Origin of the sequence: Sphingobacterium faecale (assembly GCF_016746095.1) — a bacterium.
GTDB lineage: Bacteria > Bacteroidota > Bacteroidia > Sphingobacteriales > Sphingobacteriaceae > Sphingobacterium > Sphingobacterium faecale.
Genome location: NZ_JAERTY010000003.1, coordinates 526,377 through 542,781 on the forward strand (window position 1 = coordinate 526,377; position 16,405 = coordinate 542,781).

General features: G+C 39.8%; 16 protein-coding genes. 6 read left to right on the forward strand and 10 right to left on the reverse strand.

Annotated elements, in window-relative coordinates:
• Window positions 1–178: 178 nt before the first annotated feature.
• The 4 genes from secDF to JKG61_RS07905 all read left to right on the forward strand — a co-directional run bounded on the left by secDF (window position 179) and on the right by JKG61_RS07905 (window position 5,779).
• Window positions 179–3,175 (forward strand): protein translocase subunit SecDF, encoded by a 2,997-nt coding sequence (gene secDF, locus JKG61_RS07890; RefSeq protein ID WP_202102415.1) that lies wholly within the window; start codon window positions 179–181, stop codon window positions 3,173–3,175.
• Between the two features lie 417 nt (window positions 3,176–3,592).
• Window positions 3,593–4,237 carry a peroxiredoxin family protein gene (locus tag JKG61_RS07895; RefSeq protein ID WP_202102416.1) on the forward strand — a complete coding sequence of 215 codons (645 nt, stop codon included), beginning with the start codon at window positions 3,593–3,595 and terminating at the stop codon, window positions 4,235–4,237.
• A gap of 115 nt (window positions 4,238–4,352) precedes the next feature.
• Window positions 4,353–5,351, forward strand: a complete 999-nt coding sequence (gene gap / locus JKG61_RS07900) for a type I glyceraldehyde-3-phosphate dehydrogenase (protein ID WP_202102417.1) — start codon at window positions 4,353–4,355, stop codon at window positions 5,349–5,351.
• A complete protein-coding gene (locus JKG61_RS07905; protein ID WP_202102418.1) occupies window positions 5,348–5,779 on the forward strand; it encodes a GNAT family N-acetyltransferase in 432 nt (143 codons plus the stop codon). Before gap ends, JKG61_RS07905 begins: the two co-directional genes overlap by 4 nt.
• Here the strand turns inward: JKG61_RS07905 and JKG61_RS07910 are convergent.
• The 5 genes from JKG61_RS07910 to proS form a co-directional block, all read right to left on the reverse strand.
• Entirely contained in the window at window positions 5,766–6,146 is a 381-nt protein-coding gene (locus JKG61_RS07910) for a hypothetical protein (RefSeq protein WP_202102419.1), read from the reverse strand. The genes JKG61_RS07905 and JKG61_RS07910 overlap by 14 nt on opposite strands.
• Window positions 6,147–6,257: 111 nt before the next feature.
• Entirely contained in the window at window positions 6,258–7,037 is a 780-nt protein-coding gene (locus JKG61_RS07915; RefSeq protein WP_202102420.1) for a TIGR02757 family protein, read from the reverse strand.
• Between the two features lies 1 nt (window position 7,038).
• On the reverse strand, window positions 7,039–8,184 hold the full coding sequence (locus JKG61_RS07920) for a cystathionine gamma-synthase (protein WP_202102421.1): 1,146 nt from the start codon (window positions 8,182–8,184) through the stop codon (window positions 7,039–7,041).
• Between the two features lie 31 nt (window positions 8,185–8,215).
• A complete protein-coding gene (locus tag JKG61_RS07925; protein ID WP_202102422.1) occupies window positions 8,216–9,025 on the reverse strand; it encodes a Rossmann-fold NAD(P)-binding domain-containing protein in 810 nt (269 codons plus the stop codon).
• A 95-nt stretch (window positions 9,026–9,120) separates the two neighbouring features.
• On the reverse strand, window positions 9,121–10,593 hold the full coding sequence (proS, locus tag JKG61_RS07930) for a proline--tRNA ligase (protein WP_202102423.1): 1,473 nt from the start codon (window positions 10,591–10,593) through the stop codon (window positions 9,121–9,123).
• 270 nt (window positions 10,594–10,863) lie between these two features.
• Between proS and JKG61_RS07935 the strand changes: the two genes are divergently transcribed.
• Both JKG61_RS07935 and JKG61_RS07940 read left to right on the forward strand, forming a co-directional pair.
• Window positions 10,864–12,045 (forward strand): hypothetical protein, encoded by a 1,182-nt coding sequence (locus tag JKG61_RS07935; RefSeq protein WP_202102424.1) that lies wholly within the window; start codon window positions 10,864–10,866, stop codon window positions 12,043–12,045.
• 104 nt (window positions 12,046–12,149) lie between these two features.
• Complete coding sequence (locus tag JKG61_RS07940) at window positions 12,150–13,712, forward strand: OmpP1/FadL family transporter (RefSeq protein ID WP_202102425.1); 1,563 nt, start codon at window positions 12,150–12,152, stop codon at window positions 13,710–13,712.
• Window positions 13,713–13,976: 264 nt separating this feature from the next.
• On the opposite strand, the gene JKG61_RS07945 is transcribed toward JKG61_RS07940, so the two are convergent.
• The 5 genes from JKG61_RS07945 to JKG61_RS07970 all read right to left on the reverse strand — a co-directional run bounded on the left by JKG61_RS07945 (window position 13,977) and on the right by JKG61_RS07970 (window position 16,249).
• On the reverse strand, window positions 13,977–14,462 hold the full coding sequence (locus JKG61_RS07945; protein ID WP_317192399.1) for an ORF6N domain-containing protein: 486 nt from the start codon (window positions 14,460–14,462) through the stop codon (window positions 13,977–13,979).
• A 346-nt stretch (window positions 14,463–14,808) separates the two neighbouring features.
• Window positions 14,809–15,069 (reverse strand): helix-turn-helix domain-containing protein, encoded by a 261-nt coding sequence (locus JKG61_RS23290; protein ID WP_202102428.1) that lies wholly within the window; start codon window positions 15,067–15,069, stop codon window positions 14,809–14,811.
• A gap of 122 nt (window positions 15,070–15,191) precedes the next feature.
• Complete coding sequence (locus tag JKG61_RS07960; protein ID WP_202102429.1) at window positions 15,192–15,452, reverse strand: hypothetical protein; 261 nt, start codon at window positions 15,450–15,452, stop codon at window positions 15,192–15,194.
• A gap of 14 nt (window positions 15,453–15,466) precedes the next feature.
• Entirely contained in the window at window positions 15,467–15,721 is a 255-nt protein-coding gene (locus JKG61_RS07965) for a hypothetical protein (protein ID WP_202102430.1), read from the reverse strand.
• Between the two features lie 123 nt (window positions 15,722–15,844).
• On the reverse strand, window positions 15,845–16,249 hold the full coding sequence (locus tag JKG61_RS07970) for a helix-turn-helix domain-containing protein (protein ID WP_202102431.1): 405 nt from the start codon (window positions 16,247–16,249) through the stop codon (window positions 15,845–15,847).
• Between the last annotated feature and the right edge of the window lie 156 nt (window positions 16,250–16,405).

The following is a 16,405-nucleotide window of genomic DNA, read 5'->3' on the forward strand; positions in this document are numbered from 1 at the left end:
ACCTTTGCGATTCTTGGTAAAATATATTTTGTTAAAGTGTTAAGTATAATCCAAGCTTCTAAAAAAGACTTTATCGTCCTTTTTAGCCCAATGATTAACGATACTTTGACATATTTTCACGAGATTTAAAGCAATTAAAAAACATAAACTATATCAAACTAATAGACGAATACAGAAAATGCAGAGTAAAGGGCTGATTAAATTTTTGGTAATAATAGTGGCATTAGCTTGTCTCTATTCTTTATCATTCACTTTTGTAACAAGAAAAGTGGAACGTGAAGCTGAGGCATATGCAGGAGGCGATATCGCAAAGGAAAAGGCATACCTCGATTCCATTGCGGGTGAAACGGTTTATAACCTAGGGTTTGCCAAGTACACGTACAGAGAATGTAAATCTTATGAACTTGCTCTAGGGCTAGATCTTAAAGGTGGCATGAATGTCACAATGGAAATATCGCTTGAGGAGTTGATAAAGAACTTGGCTGATAATCCAAAAGACGAAAAGTTCAACGCCTCTTTAAACTCAGCAATTCAAAAAAGCAAATCATCAAACAAGTCTGTTGTTGATCTTTTTATTGATGACTATAAAGCAAGCGGAACGTCTCAAAATTTAGCGTCATTTTTTGCGACAAAAGACAATGCTAGCTTCATAAAAACGACAAGTTCCGATTCTGAATTGAAAAGCTTCCTTCAAAAAGAAGCAGATAATGCAATCCAAAACTCATATAAAGTATTACGGACGCGTATTGATAAATTTGGTGTTGCATCTCCAAACATTCAGATTCAGCAAGGTACAAACCGTATCCTGATCGAACTGCCAGGGGTAAATGATGAAAGTCGTGTACGCAAATTATTACAAGGTTCTGCAAAACTAGAATTCTATGAGACGCATGACAATATGCAGATTTACCCGTTGTTAGAAAACATTAATCGTTCTCTTGCAAGTTCAATTAAATCTAGTGAAACACCAAAACCTGTATCAACAACAGATTCAACTGCTGTTGACACCACTCAAAAAGAAGACAATCTACTTGCGAATCTTGGAGCCAACAAGGGCAACAACCAAGATTCTAGTGCCTTAGCAGCTAATTTAGCAAACGAAAACCCATTATTCAGTGTATTGATGCCGTCGATATATCAAGCTGAGAATGGACAACAACAGTTAGCTCCGGGTGCCCAAGTAGGTATAGCAAACCTAAAAGATACAGCTAAAGTAAACGCTTACTTAGCAAGACCAGAGATCAAATCTCAGATCCCTTCAAACTTAAAATTGATGTGGGCTGTAAAACCTGAGCACCGTAGCCCGAACTTCCTCTCTCTATATGCAATCAAACCACTTCCTGGTGAACACGGAGCCGTTTTAACAGGCGAGGTTATTACAGACGCAAGAGATGCCTTCAATCCACAGACCAATGCTCCAGAGGTATCTATGCAGATGAACTCCTATGGAGCAAAAGAATGGAGACGCATTACTGCTAAAGCAGCACAGACGAAAGCCTCTATAGCAATTGTCTTGGATGGTGTGGTATACTCCGCTCCAACGGTAAGTAATGAAATCGCAGGAGGAAGCTCTTCCATATCAGGTAACTTTACGATTGAGGATACGAAAGATTTAGCCAACGTATTGAAAGCTGGTCGTCTTCCGACTACGGCAAAAATTGTTGAAGAAGCAATTGTTGGTCCGTCATTAGGACAAGCGGCAATCGATTCTGGTGTCAACTCAGCGGTAATCGGTATCGTCATCGTAATGATCTTCATGGTTGTTTATTACAACAGAGCGGGTTGGGCAGCTAATATTGCTGTATTATTCAACGTCTTCTTTTTATTAGGGATTCTAGCATCATTAAACGCAGTATTGACGCTACCTGGTATAGCAGGTATCGTATTGACAATGGGTACCGCTGTGGATGCCAACGTACTGATATACGAACGTATACGTGAAGAACTTCGTCTAGGCAAAAGTGTTCGTCAAGCTATAGCAGATGGTTATAAACATGCATTACCGTCCATCTTAGACTCTCAGATCACAACATTCTTGGTTGGTGTCGTATTATTCTTCTTCGGTTCAGGGCCTATCTTAGGCTTTGCAACAACCTTGATGATTGGTATTATCACATCGCTATTTACGTCTATTTTTATATCGCGTTTGATTTTCGAGTTTATGCTAGACAGAGATATGAAAATATCAGTTTCATTCCCTTGGTCGGAGAAAACACTTCAAAACGCAAACTACCAGTTTATCAAAAACCGCAAGAAATTCTATATCGTATCGTTAATCGCTGTAGCAATCTCTTTAGGTTTTGTTTTCACAAAAGGATTCACATTAGGAGTAGATTTCCAAGGTGGGCGTAGCTATACTGTTCGTTATGACAAAGTTGTAGACCTTGAAACGATCCGTAAAAACTTAGATGAAACATTCCAGTCCACCACAGAGGTAAAAACTTTTGGTAGCGAGAATCAGGTTCGTGTAACAACGAGTTACCACATTACCGAGACTTCGGACGAGGCCGATGCAGAAGTATTAGCAAAATTAAATGAAGGTCTATCCAAAGAACAAGGGAATAAGTATGAGATCCTTTCTTCTCAAAAGGTAGGTCCATCTATCGCGTCCGATATCAAAGGAAGAGCAGCTTGGTCGAGTATCCTTTCCGTGTTAATTATCGCGGCTTATATTTTACTACGCTTCCACAAATGGCAATATTCTGTAGGTGCTGCTGTAGCAACAATACACGATGGTATTATCTTATTAGGGCTATTCTCTATATTAGACGGTATTGTTCCGTTCTCATTGGACATTGACCAGCACTTTGTAGCAGCTTTCCTTACTGTACTGGCCTACTCAGTCAACGATACAGTAGTTGTATTTGACCGTATACGTGAAGATGTAAGCAAGTCAAAAGGTATGAATAAATACTTTGGCGATGTTGTAAATCAAGCCATCAATACCACATTGAGTCGTACAATTATTACGTCATTAACAATTATCTTCGTACTTGCAGTGTTGTTCGTATTCGGTGGAGAGGTTATCAGAGGGTTCTCTTTTGCCATCCTGATCGGTATTATCGTAGGTACATACTCTTCGATCGTATTAGCGGCTCCTACCGTATATGACTTAGGTAAAGGCAAAGCAATTGCTAAGCCAGCTGAGGAAAAAGTAAAAGTAGTGACACCTTAATCTGTCATCAGATATTATAAAAAAAGGCTATCGAATGATAGCCTTTTTTTATGTCTATTAGCTTCAACATAGCAACGTCAGATTCATAGCTTTTTTCCTATAGGCATTCGCTAAATACAAAGCATTTTATCTAAGTTTGTAAGGAAGAAAAAACAAATGTATGAAATATCCATGCACTCTCATTACAACAACTCGTGCATAATGTAGTTTGGATATTCCATATGCCAGATAAAAAACAGATTATACACATATGAAATACTCATGTTTAGCAAAGCACAAACACCCATGAGTATTCCATATGACAACTGAAAATCAAATTATATACATATGAAATATCCATGCACTCTCATTACAACAACTCGTGCATAATGTAGTTTGGATATTCCATATGCCAGATAAAAAACAGATTATATACATATGAATAAAATGATTATACCAGCTTATCTTATTGTAAGCGTATCGTTGGGGTTATCCAGTTGCTCTAATACCCCAAGTAATACGGAAAAAACCAAAACAGAAGTGGACGATCATCAAGGTCACGATCACAGCGGTCACGATCATAGTGCGCATGAACATAATACCAATAGTGCAGCCCCTCCAGCTTCCGAAAGCAATATGAGCAATCTTGCGCAAGGCGATCCTATAGCACAGATTCCGGCCTTTACTTTTTATAAAGTAAAATCAGGTATTTCATTTACGAATACCGATATCCCTGCAGGGAAAAAAACAGCCTTCATTCTCTTTGACCCAGGATGCTCACATTGCAGAACAGAGGCAGCAGCATTAGGGAAAAACTACGACCGGATTAAGGGCGTCAATATATACTTTGTTTCCATGAACGACCCAGCATTGATGGCTTCTTTCTTAGAAACATTTGCTAAAGAACTGGTCGGTAAACCAAACGTCGAGGTGCTTTACGACAGAAATCAGGAATTTATACAGAAATTCCATGTCCCTGGGCAATTTCCAGCCAACTATGTGTATGGGAAAGACAATAAACTGCAGGTGCATTGGGAGGGCGACAAAAACATAAATGAAATAATAGGAGCCTACACGAAATAATAAGCCCGCCACAGCAAGTAATATGCCCCATGAATATCCATGGCATTAGATATACAAGCACCAATAAAACAGTTTGGATATTCCATATGACAGATAAAAGACGAATTATATACCTATGAAAATAGCAATAAATGGCTTTGGTCGGATAGGTAGGCATACCCTGCGGAACCTATTGGTACGTCAACTTCCAAACATCGAAGTTGTAGCAATCAATGACCTTACAGACCCCGCTACGCTAGCACATTTACTGAAATACGATTCAGTACACGGCCCCTTCCCAGGTGAAGTATCGCATGGAACGGATTTTCTAATTGTAAATGGCAAGAAAATAACAATACTGAACAAAAAAAATCCAGCAGAACTACCCTGGTCGTCTTTACAGATTGATTTGGTTGTAGAGTCTACTGGGTTTTTCACCTCTCGGGACAAAGCCAACCTCCATCTAATTGCTGGAGCCAAGCAAGTAGTCATCTCTGCACCCTCTTCGGACAAGGACATCCCTACCGTAGTATTAGGGGTAAACGACACTGATTTTGATTGGCATGCCCCTATTTTCTCCAACGCTTCCTGTACCACAAACAATGTAGCCCCTTTAGTAAAGATCCTCGACGAAAACTGGCAAATAGAAGATGGCTATATTACCACCGTCCACTCGATGACTGGAGACCAAAACCTACATGACGCTCCTCATCGAGATTTGCGCAGAGCAAGAGCTGCCTCCTCATCTATCATACCAACCAGCACAGGAGCAGCTAAAGCCATTACCAATGTCTTCCCACACCTAGAAGGAAAACTAGGCGGAGCCGGTATACGTGTTCCCGTATTGAATGGTTCGTTAACTGATTTCACTTGCACACTCAAGAAAAAAACTACTGTTACAGAGATCAACGAAAAGTTCAAAGCAGCTGCTTCTGGAGATCTAAAACAAGTATTATACTATACAGAAGATCCTCTTGTATCCGTTGATATTATCAACAACCCCTACTCCTGCGTCTTCGATGCTCAGCTGACCTCCATTGTCGGAGGCTTGGTCAAAGTAGTAGGTTGGTACGACAATGAGTTTGGATATTCCAACAGATTAGTAGATATATTGGACAAAATAAACAAACTGTGATTCGTTTTATAACAGCAGAGCAGACTTTACAGCTCCGATCCCTTGTGCTTCAAAATGGGTTAGAACCAGCAAAATGCAGCTTTGACCACGATCTATATCCATCAACATTTCACATGGGTTATTATGAAGGAGAGAACCTAGTCTGCATACTGACCTGTATGCAGGAGAATCACGGTAAACTTCCCAAATCAGCTTATAGATTACGTGGTATGGCCACAGCACCAGAAGGCAGGCGCAAAGGATACGCCGCTCAGCTACTATTGGCTGCAATGGAACATCTCCGATCTCAGCTCCATATCGACTATCTCTGGTTCAATGCAAGAGTCATCGCTTTTCCTTTTTACGAAGCTTTAGGATTCGAGTACATGTCCGACGAATTCGATATTCCAGGAATAGGACCACATCGCGAAATGTTTAAGATGCTTTAACTTCCTGCATCCGGCGTACCCGTTGATAAAAGATAAACGTCACAGCGAAGAACAAAACAACAGCAACGATAAAAATGTATAGCTTATTCGCTTGATAGAAATCAGGATAGTAAGCAATCAAACCTTTTCTCACGATTGACTCTGTATTTCTAGCCATGAGTATAAATGCTATTACTAGAGGTATTTCATACTTTTTCGGTAGTTTATCGAAAGTAAACTGCATCATTTTGCGGATACAAAAAAGTAGCAGCAACAAGCTCACAAACAACTGAAAACCATGTAACATAGTCACTTGATGAATCCCAAACAACAAGTTGTTAACAATAATCAAAAGTACTCCAGCAATAAAGAAATAATCAATTTTCATATGTGCATATAATTTTATTTTCATCTGTCATTATCCTACCCCGACTTGTCGGAATGGAATACTCATGGGTGTTTGTGCTTTGCTAAACATGAGTATTTCATATATTCATTTTTACATTTCCCGTTCAACCCCTAGTCCAAACAAAGCGAAATCATATCTTACAGGATCATAGGGATCCAGAATCAAAAGATTATGCGTAAGCTCAACAGCAGTTTTCCAATTCACCTTCTCCAAGGTAATTAACCCTAATTTACGTGCCACCCGCTCCACGTGCACATCACAGGGACAAATCAACTTAGCTGGTGATATACGCTGCCAAATGCCAAAATCTACCCCCTGCTCATCGCGACGCACCATCCAACGCAAAAACATATTTAGCCGCTTACAAGTCGATTTCTGCATAGGCGAACTCACATGCTTTCTAGTACGTGTAGGGTAATCTGCCAAAGAAAAGAAATAAGCTTTAAACCTATTCAAGGATACTTCAATGTCGATTAGAGAATTATCTACTTCCTGACCAATCAAAAAAGCATCTTCCAACGAATCAGAATTCATATAGTGATGCTTAAAAAAAGAAACGAAGTAAAGTAGATCCGTATCATTAAAAGTACGATGCTTAAAGTTCAGTAAACTTTTTAGATCCGTCTCCTTGTGATTTCGCATAAAATCATAAGGTGCACCATCCATCCTGTCAATTAGCTCTTTACACTTATTAATGATTGTTTTCCGTTGGCCCCAGGCTAATATAGCTGCAAAAAAACCCATGATCTCAATATCTCTCTTATCATCAAAAAGATGAGGAATCAATATCGGGTCATTCGCTATAAACTGAGGTTGGTTATATTCCTCTACCTTCTTATCCAGAAATTCTTTCAGGTTAAAATCACTCATATTATCCCAAGGCCTGTCTTAAATCCTCCACCAAATCGTCAGCGTCCTCGATTCCAACCGAGAGACGCAACATATTATCAACTACACCGACACGTTCACGTTCTTCTTTCGTCATCGAACCATGAGACATTGTCGCCGAATGATTGACCATCGATTCGACGCCCCCCAGAGACTCTGCTATCGCAAATAGCTTAAATCTAGAAGCTATCCTAAAAGTTTCTTCTAAATCAGCATCTTTCAGCACGATCGAAACCACCGCACCAAAATCCCGCATTTGCCTTTTAGCTATTTCATGTCCTTTATGTGTTTCGAATCCCGGCCAATAGATCGTTTCAATCCTAGGGTGTATCTTTAGAAACTCAGCTACTTTCCTAGCATTTTCACAATGTGTCTTCATACGCAAGTGTAGCGTTTTTATACCCCGTAATGTCAAGAAAGAATCTTGTGGCCCAGGAGTTGCTCCACAAGTGTTATAATAAAATCGTAACCGTTTGTACAACTCTACATCATTCATAACCAAAGCCCCCATCACTACGTCAGAGTGCCCGTTAATATATTTCGTTGCGGAATGCATCACAATATCTGCCCCCATATCTAATGGATTCTGAAGATAGGGAGAAGCAAATGTATTATCAACGACATAACGTATGGAAGCTGACTTAGCGATCCTACCAATAGCCTCCAGGTCCGCTAGCTGTAAGGTAGGATTAGTAGGCGTCTCAATCCATATCAAAGTCGTTTTTTCCGTAATAGCTTCCCTTATAGCTTCCACATTCGATGTATCGACAAAACGGAATTTGATACCATAATCTGCATATACTTTCGTAAAAATACGATAGGACCCTCCATACAAATCATCGCCGGTCAATACCTCGTCGCCAGGCTTTAACAGACGTAATACACAATCCGTCGCAGCCATCCCAGAAGCAAAAACCAAACCGTACTTTCCATTTTCTAACGAAGCCAAACAATCCTCCAAAGCCTTACGTGTAGGGTTTGTTCCACGAGAGTATTCATACCCTTTGTGCTCACCAGGATACCGCTGCTTATAGGTAGAGGTCTGATATATAGGAGTCATTATAGCACCGGTAGCAGGATCAGCCTCCTGTCCCGCATGTATAGCGCGAGTTGCGAACTTATAAGGCATAGTATTCAAAAATTTTGTTCATATAAACTTACTAAAAATATAGTGGCGAACGATACTTATACGAATATTCCAGTCTATCTATAATCTTCTGCCCCGATACGACCTTTTGATAACTGGCCACAGGGTCAAAACCAGATGGAAGTGGCAATCCGTACTTGGACGCAGACGCTAGGATAACCTCTCTTTTCGTTGGGTGCTCCGGAGCGACGATATTATAGATACCCGAAGTGACCGAAGATAAAAAACCCTGCTTGATCAATGCCTTTACATCCTCCAAATGCACAAAATTAGCCGGTTGTTCTCCGCTCTGACACACTCTCCCACTAAAATACTTTGCAAATATACGTTCCTTACCAAACAGTCCTCCCAGTCGGTATATCAGTGTAGCAGGTAGCTCCATCATAATCCGTTCAGCTCCCAACAGTCGACCGTCCAATTCGCCATTCCATTCTTCATCATATAAACCGTCTTTATCTGGATATACCCCGATAGAACTCAAAAAAATATGCTTTTTAAAAACAATCCTTTGCAAAAGCCACTCAACGTTACGGAACCTATTATCGAGCACCTCTGTGGTATTTCTCGATGTAGCAGGGACAGAGTTGAGAACAAAATCAAAGGAATCAGGAAACGCTATCTTCCCTTTAAATTCCCCATCGAAGTCAATACGAACCCCATGATATCCCAAGCTCTCAAACAAAGTGACTTTATCTAATGAAGTCGTAGATATCCATACCTCATATCCAGCTTCATACATAAGCTCGGCGACATCTTGACCTACCCAACCACCTCCTAAAATAAGAATGCGCTGACTGGATTTTTGCGAATCGGTGTTAACCATAAAGATTTCTCTCTTCTAAAATAACATAAATAATAAAACCGTAAAATTGTCGAATTTTACGGCTTTATAGTTTTTACAAATACGTTGCGCTATATCTAATAAGCTTTTGCAAAAAGAACCCTCCTAGACGAAGGCTTACCTGTAAAAATACAGAGTCCTTCTTCTTCTTTAGCATCCAAAGGAATGCACCGGATAGTAGCCTTTGTCTCCTCTTTCACACGTTTTTCCGTTTCTACGGTACCGTCCCAATGACAAGAGACAAACCCGCCCTTACCTTCTATAACCTGTTTAAATTCGTCATAAGAATTTACTTCCGTAGTATGAGATACCCTAAAATCAATCGCTTTCTGATAGATATGCTGTTGAATATCTTCCAAAAGTACTTCTATTGTATTGGCTAGACCTTCTTGCGCTACTGTTTCTTTTGTTTGCTTATCACGACGCGCCAGTTCTACTGTGCCATTCTGCATGTCGCGCGCACCGACTGCAACGCGTACGGGCACCCCTTTAAGCTCCCATTCCGCAAATTTAAACCCAGGACGCTGTGTATCACGGTCATCATACTTGACTGAGATATCCTTACCGCTCAGCTCCGTTTGTAGATTTTTAACAAATCCATCAATGTTAGCTTTCTCCTCATCTGTTTTATAAATAGGCACAATAACCACTTGGATCGGAGCCAATTTAGGTGGCAATACCAACCCCTGATCATCTGAATGAGCCATAATAAGTGCCCCCATCAGGCGTGTAGACACCCCCCATGAAGTAGCCCAGACATACTCCTGTTTTCCCTCTTTATTGGTGAACTTCACATCAAAAGCTTTCGCAAAATTCTGTCCCAAGAAATGTGACGTACCTGCCTGCAATGCCTTTCCATCCTGCATCAATGCCTCAATACAAAACGTATCCAATGCACCTGCAAAACGTTCATTTTCCGTTTTGCGTCCGCGTACCACAGGCACAGCCAAAGTATTCTCTGCAAAGTCAGCATACACCTCCAGCATCTGCTCTGCCTCCGCAATAGCTTCTTCACTTGTAGCATGTGCTGTATGTCCTTCTTGCCATAAAAACTCTGCCGTACGCAGAAAAAGACGGGTACGCATTTCCCAACGGACTACATTGGCCCATTGATTGACTAAGATTGGAAGATCACGGTAAGATTCAATCCAGCCTTTATAAGTATTCCATATAATCGTTTCAGAAGTAGGGCGAACAATAAGCTCCTCTTCCAACTTCGCTTCCTCATCTACGATAATCTGCCCATTACCATCATTTTTCAACCGATAGTGTGTTACGACAGCACATTCTGTTGCAAAACCTTCCACGTGCGAAGCTTCCTTAGAGAAGAAAGACTTGGGAATAAACAAGGGGAAATAGGCATTACTATGTCCTGTTTCCTTAAAGCGTTTGTCCAAAATGGCCTGCATACGCTCCCAAATTGCATACCCATAGGGTTTAATAACCATACATCCCCGCACAGCAGAGTTCTCTGCCAGATCAGCCTTAATCACCAGGTCATTATACCATTGAGAATAATCCTCGCTTCTACTCGTTATTCCTTTGCTCATTGTTCTTTTTTAACTATTTAATTTGTAACAATATATTAGGGTTACGGACGATCCGTAATAATATCTTTTTTCGCTAATAAATTTATTTATATTTTTAAGTCTGGGATTAAACCTTTGCAAAAATATGCGTCTAAGATAGTAAAAAGACACTAGATTATATAGACACTTTAGTGATAAAGATATAAAGAGCCCTACATGTATAATACAGAATACCGTGGGTTATTCATAAAAAAGGCTCCATCTGAAAACTAAACAAAAAAATTAAAGCAGATGAAAACAAATAGATTACTTATCGGCGGATTGACCTTAGCACTTGTTGCCGCATTGAGCTCCTGCTCGACGAGTAGGCAGGTTACGTATAGAGACGATGTCTATAACAATCAAGCAGCTGGTAGACCTACCCAGGTTTATCAAAGTCCTGATTACTATTATACCGAACAGCAGCCGGCTAATTCAAATGTTGGTAATGATTATTATTCAGACGAATATTCAGACGAAGAATACTATGACGGCGGATACGAAGATCTGGAATATGCTAACCGTATCAATAGATTCTACTACTCATCACCTGGTATGACCTATTACGACCCATGGTTTGATCCATGGTATGGATATGGCGGATTTGGCTTAGGCTGGTCCAATTGGGGATGGGGATCCAGCTGGTCTATAGGATTCGGTTGGGGCTCGCCATACTACAGCTACGGTTGGGGCTCGCCTTATTACGGATATGGTTGGGGACGACCTTACTATGGCTACGGCGGGTATTGGGGACACAACTCCTATTACAATTCTTGGGGACACCCATATTACGGCTATAACAACAATTACTACTATAATAACGGTGGGGGGTACTACGGAAGCAGACGTCCAGCCAACTCTTCTGTACGTTCTACCAACCGCGACAGATTTAATACCAGGACAGCCACTTCTAGCCGCAGAGATGCAGGTTCTACTTCTACCAGACGAGGTTCGACAGGTGTAGTACGTGATGCTAACGGCCGTATCGATACTAGATCTACCGCATCAAGCCGTAGAGGAACTGACGGAACAACAACTTCCAACCGTGTAGGCACGTCGCGTGGCGATAATAACGGACTGAGAGGCTCGGCTACAACACGGAGAAGCACCGGAAGCGAGGTTAACAGAGGCAATATCGATGCCGGAAGAGCAACACAAACTCGTGGCACAGCTACCAGTAGACGTGGACAGACCACAAACCAAGGTACGGTAGCAAGGCCTACTACGACAGACAGATCAAGCACTTCAAGACCAACTACAGCCCCACAGAGCCGTAGGTCAGATAGTGGTAGTTCTTCCAGAAATTCCGGAAGCACCTATACACCTCCTGCTAGAAGTAGTGGATCATCCATGTCCAGTGGCGGAAGTTCGATGTCCCGAGGAGGCGGAGGTGGCGCTTCATCGACCCGTTCGTCGGGCTCATCAAGACGCTAGCTTTAACGCCTGCTCCGATCACAGCTCTCTAAGTAAAAACACATATTATATATAAACAGCCAATGATCAGATTGGCTGTTTATCAATACGACAAGCAGCAATTTATGAAGTTTAAATACATTATCCTATCCCTTTTCGCATCCAGCATATTTTGGACACAATCACATGCACAGTCCGTAGACGACGCATTAATATTCTCCAGAGAAGACAATGGAGGGTCGGCAAGAATGAAGGGAATCGGCAACACACAGACAGCATTAGGCGGTGATATTTCAGCAATTGGAGGAAACCCAGCTGGACTTGGTTTCTTCAGTAGATCTGATATTTCTATCACTTTTGATTACCTAGGAAACAAGAACAAAACCGCTTACCAAGGTATGAATTCCAATAGTAACAAAGATAATTTTGGAATAGATCAAGCAGGTGTCGTATTCAGCTTCCCTACCTCAAACTACAGATCGAATTCCGGTTGGTTGAATTTTAATGTGGGACTAAGTTACAATAAGACACAGAATTTCAACAATAGACTGACTTATGAAGGCGTTAATAATCAAACGACCATTGTAAATACGCTATCTGATATGATGGCCAACGATCAAACAGGAATATTTAGAACCGATTTTGCAGAATCCAACATTGTAGAGAAATTTGGCGACCCCGATATGGGACACTTTCCCTTAGCAAAACAGGCAGGGGACAAAAGACAATACAACGATATTATTACACGCGGCAACCGAAGCAAAACAGCAATTGCTTTTGGATCCAACTACAATAATAAATTCTATATCGGTGCTACCCTAGGTATCACCTCATTTCGTTATGAAAAAAATACACAATTCATTGAAAATGGATTCATAAAAAACAGAACGGAAATACTATCAGAAAACCCTAATTCAGCATACGCTGACCCCACAAAGCCAGAGTATATATACGCCGATGCAAGCTACGAACTTTTTGACAACCAAAATCAGGTAGCAGAAGGTTCTGGGGTAGATATAAAACTAGGGATGATTTTCAAACCTACCACAGATTGGAATATTGGCCTGACCATCAATTCCCCTACTTGGATGACGATTAGAGACGATATGCAAGCATATACCGATGTACATTTCTACGAAGACGAGACGTCAAAAAATCCCTTCGACGTCTATGAATCTAAAGTTTATCCCGGCGAATACGACTATAACATGACTACCCCATGGAAATTTGGCTTAGGATTGACCAAGTTCTTTAATCGTGGATTATTGACCGCCGACATGGAATATGTTACCTACAACTCCATGCGTTACTCATCCGCAAACTACTCTTCAGACAATAGTTACGATGATTTAAATCAAGACATTAAAGACTTACATAAAAATGCAGTTAACTTTAGAGTAGGTGGTGAATTTTTATTCACCAATATCTTAAGCGGACGTGCTGGATTCAATTACTTTGGTAATCCCTACAAAGCTGGCATTGATGATACCAATTATAGTGGTAGCTTGGGATTAGGCATCAAATTGACGAATACCCTGTATATGGATTTAGCAGTTGTACACCAAGTGAATTCGTACAAACAAGCAGCTTATGCTATAGCAGAAGACTTCTGGAAAGCACCTAGCCCAGTAGCTTCAATAGATCACAAAAGAACAAGTGGTATCCTGACGTTAGGCGTAAAATTTTAAAAGTCCTAGTAAACCAAAATATAGAAAAGCGGGTGCCTCTAAAACATAAATGGCACCCGCTTTTTCTGCGCATATACGTAGCGAATAGCTATTTTATTTCTCCAACCATTCTTCAATTAACACTTTCAGATTGGCGTCCGATGGACGCGGACTGTCTGCTGAAATCATTTCCCCTGCCCTATCTTATCGGAGACTATATCGTAGATTCCCCCCTATACTTCACCTCTACCTTTGGATTTTTAGTTTGAATGAGAGCAGTAAAGTTTATTTCTTTCCAATTTTAAACCCTAGTTCTTGTCGAGGCTGCTGTGGCGTATCCTGTTTTTCTTGCAATCGGTCAATGTATTCAAACAACAGATCAATATTTTGGTCATGCCCTTTTTGCTTCTTAGCGATTTGCTCCACATTGTTTTTGATCTCAGCAATTTCAAGTTGTATTTGTGTATTTAGTGATAAGTTTTTACGCAATTGCACAAATGTCCTCACAAGTCTAATACTCATCTGTGTTGCGATGCTACTTTTTAACACATTAGCGAGCATAAGCACGCCATGTTCGTTAAAAGCCTGCGGATTGACACTTGAATGTTTGAGCGTATCGAACCGGTCACAGTTTGTGACTAGTTCATTTTTTTCATCATTTGTGAGTTGGAAACGAAAATCGGGAGGAAACCTGTCTATATTTCTACGAACAGCTTGCTTTAGTGTACGCGTTTCCACGCCATAAATTTCAGCCAAGTCCCGGTCGAGCACTGCGTCCGACTACTGGCGGATCACCCTCTGCCCTCGAAACTCATAGATCTTGCTAACTAACACATCATCAGTTATAGCTGCTGTGACCACAGCATTTTCTTTCTTGCTCATATCTAGATTGGTGTTTATAATTTCTCGGTTACATCATAGGAGTTATTTACAATTTAAGCACATACTTATTGCCCCATTTTATGTCGTAAGTGCGTCCGTTTATCGGACATTTATCGGACATTTATATGTTTTATCGGACATTCATAGATAAGTATATCTTGTACTCTTTTTATCACCTTCCTTATAAAGTAAACCTTTTTCAACCAATTCAGTTAAATCCCTTCTAGCAGTTCTGTCATGAATGTGATTGCGATTTGAAACCAAAGGCTTTTGTTAAAAGAGCGACGTGACGTATTGAATATTTATGACGTTGATTTAAATTTTCCACATTTCCTACGAAACTAGAAGTCACTCCCATCCTTTCGGATAGTTCTTTTTGAGACCAACCCTTCTTATCTCTTAGAGTTTTTACATGAGGCATGAAAAGATACTCTAAATGAAAGATCTCATACTCTTTTATCGTTATATATTCATTAATAAAAACACTCAAACACATATTTCCTTGCTATTATCTATAATTTAAGCACATACTTAGCAACCTCCCCTCCCCTTCCTTTGGCGGGGAAGACACGCAGCAGCTTGCTACTGTTTATAGACAACTATCCATAATACACCAATTTAAATAGGATATTTAGAAATAAAATCCTTTATCATTTGTCCAGGATCCATTCCCATTGCTTTTTCGATTAAAATAAATTCAAATACTTGAGGTGAACCACCGTTAAAATATATATTTCTCAATCTTGGAAGTTCAATACCTGTTATTAAATGAACGTCAATTATATCATTTTCAGTACTAATTTCTTTTAATCTCTGATCTTCAAAATGATCCATCATATACTGTCCAAATGAAGTACGTAACTTGTCATTTCTTTGCATGTTCGAAATATTTTTCAATTCAAAATTTCTGTGTGGGAAGATGAAATCAATAGCATTTTGAAAATTAGAGTCATAATAGATACAATTGCGTTAAAAGAATAGACTGAAATAGTACTTTTATCTCTGTTAATAATCCTACCAATTTCTACACCTGATATATTAACTTTCTCACCAAATTCATTATTTGATAATTTGTTAAGATCCTTTTTATTTTTCACATAATTGGAAAAATTTACAACGTCTTGAGCTAACAGTTCTTTTGGTGTCATCTAAATTTATTAAAAAAACAAATATTTCCCTGCCATTATTTACAATCTAAACACATACTTATCAACCTCTCCTACCCTTTCTTTAGCTGGAATAACACGCAGCAGTTTGCTCGTAGTTGATGACTACTGATTTTTCTTAAAAAACTTGATTGGTATAATCTCTAAAAGTTCAGATTTTATTACACGTGTTTTCTTTTCTTCTTTACCATCCTTAATTTTTATATAATCAATATTCGTGTTTTCTACTTTTAGAATAACTTCATCATATTCAGGAGGAGCGAAATTAAATAGTTGTGATTGCGATTTGAAACCAAAGGCTTTTGTTAAAAGAGCGACGTGACGTATTGAATATTTATGACGTTGATTTAAATTTTCCACATTTCCTACGAAACTAGAAGTCACTCCCATCCTTTCGGATAGTTCTTTTTGAGACCAACCCTTCTTATCTCTTAGAGTTTTTACATGGAGTATTAAAAGATATTCTAAATGAGAGATCTCATACTCTTTTATCGTTATATATTCATTCATAAAAAAAATATTAGACCAACATGTTGGCTTGTTGTTTTTTATTTATATATTTGCATAGTGTTATACGCGAATTAATTATGGAAGGTATTTTCACCTTCTTGTAAATGAAGTTTGCTCGCCCGTTCCGCCAGAATAAATCCGCGAGTCGACCTTGAG

Coding starts and splice junctions, on each gene's coding strand:
- secDF (WP_202102415.1), top strand. CDS start 179: ATGCAGAGTAAAGGGCTGATTAAATTTTTGGTAATAATAGTGGCATTA.
- JKG61_RS07960 (WP_202102429.1), bottom strand. CDS start 15,452: ATGCAAAGAAATGACAAGTTACGTACTTCATTTGGACAGTATATGATG.
- JKG61_RS07915 (WP_202102420.1), bottom strand. CDS start 7,037: ATGAGTGATTTTAACCTGAAAGAATTTCTGGATAAGAAGGTAGAGGAA.
- JKG61_RS07965 (WP_202102430.1), bottom strand. CDS start 15,721: ATGACACCAAAAGAACTGTTAGCTCAAGACGTTGTAAATTTTTCCAAT.
- JKG61_RS07910 (WP_202102419.1), bottom strand. CDS start 6,146: ATGAAAATTGATTATTTCTTTATTGCTGGAGTACTTTTGATTATTGTT.
- JKG61_RS23290 (WP_202102428.1), bottom strand. CDS start 15,069: ATGTGTTTGAGTGTTTTTATTAATGAATATATAACGATAAAAGAGTAT.
- JKG61_RS07920 (WP_202102421.1), bottom strand. CDS start 8,184: ATGCCTTATAAGTTCGCAACTCGCGCTATACATGCGGGACAGGAGGCT.
- JKG61_RS07935 (WP_202102424.1), top strand. CDS start 10,864: ATGAAAACAAATAGATTACTTATCGGCGGATTGACCTTAGCACTTGTT.
- JKG61_RS07970 (WP_202102431.1), bottom strand. CDS start 16,249: ATGAATGAATATATAACGATAAAAGAGTATGAGATCTCTCATTTAGAA.
- gap (WP_202102417.1), top strand. CDS start 4,353: ATGAAAATAGCAATAAATGGCTTTGGTCGGATAGGTAGGCATACCCTG.
- JKG61_RS07940 (WP_202102425.1), top strand. CDS start 12,150: ATGAAGTTTAAATACATTATCCTATCCCTTTTCGCATCCAGCATATTT.
- JKG61_RS07895 (WP_202102416.1), top strand. CDS start 3,593: ATGAATAAAATGATTATACCAGCTTATCTTATTGTAAGCGTATCGTTG.
- proS (WP_202102423.1), bottom strand. CDS start 10,593: ATGAGCAAAGGAATAACGAGTAGAAGCGAGGATTATTCTCAATGGTAT.
- JKG61_RS07925 (WP_202102422.1), bottom strand. CDS start 9,025: ATGGTTAACACCGATTCGCAAAAATCCAGTCAGCGCATTCTTATTTTA.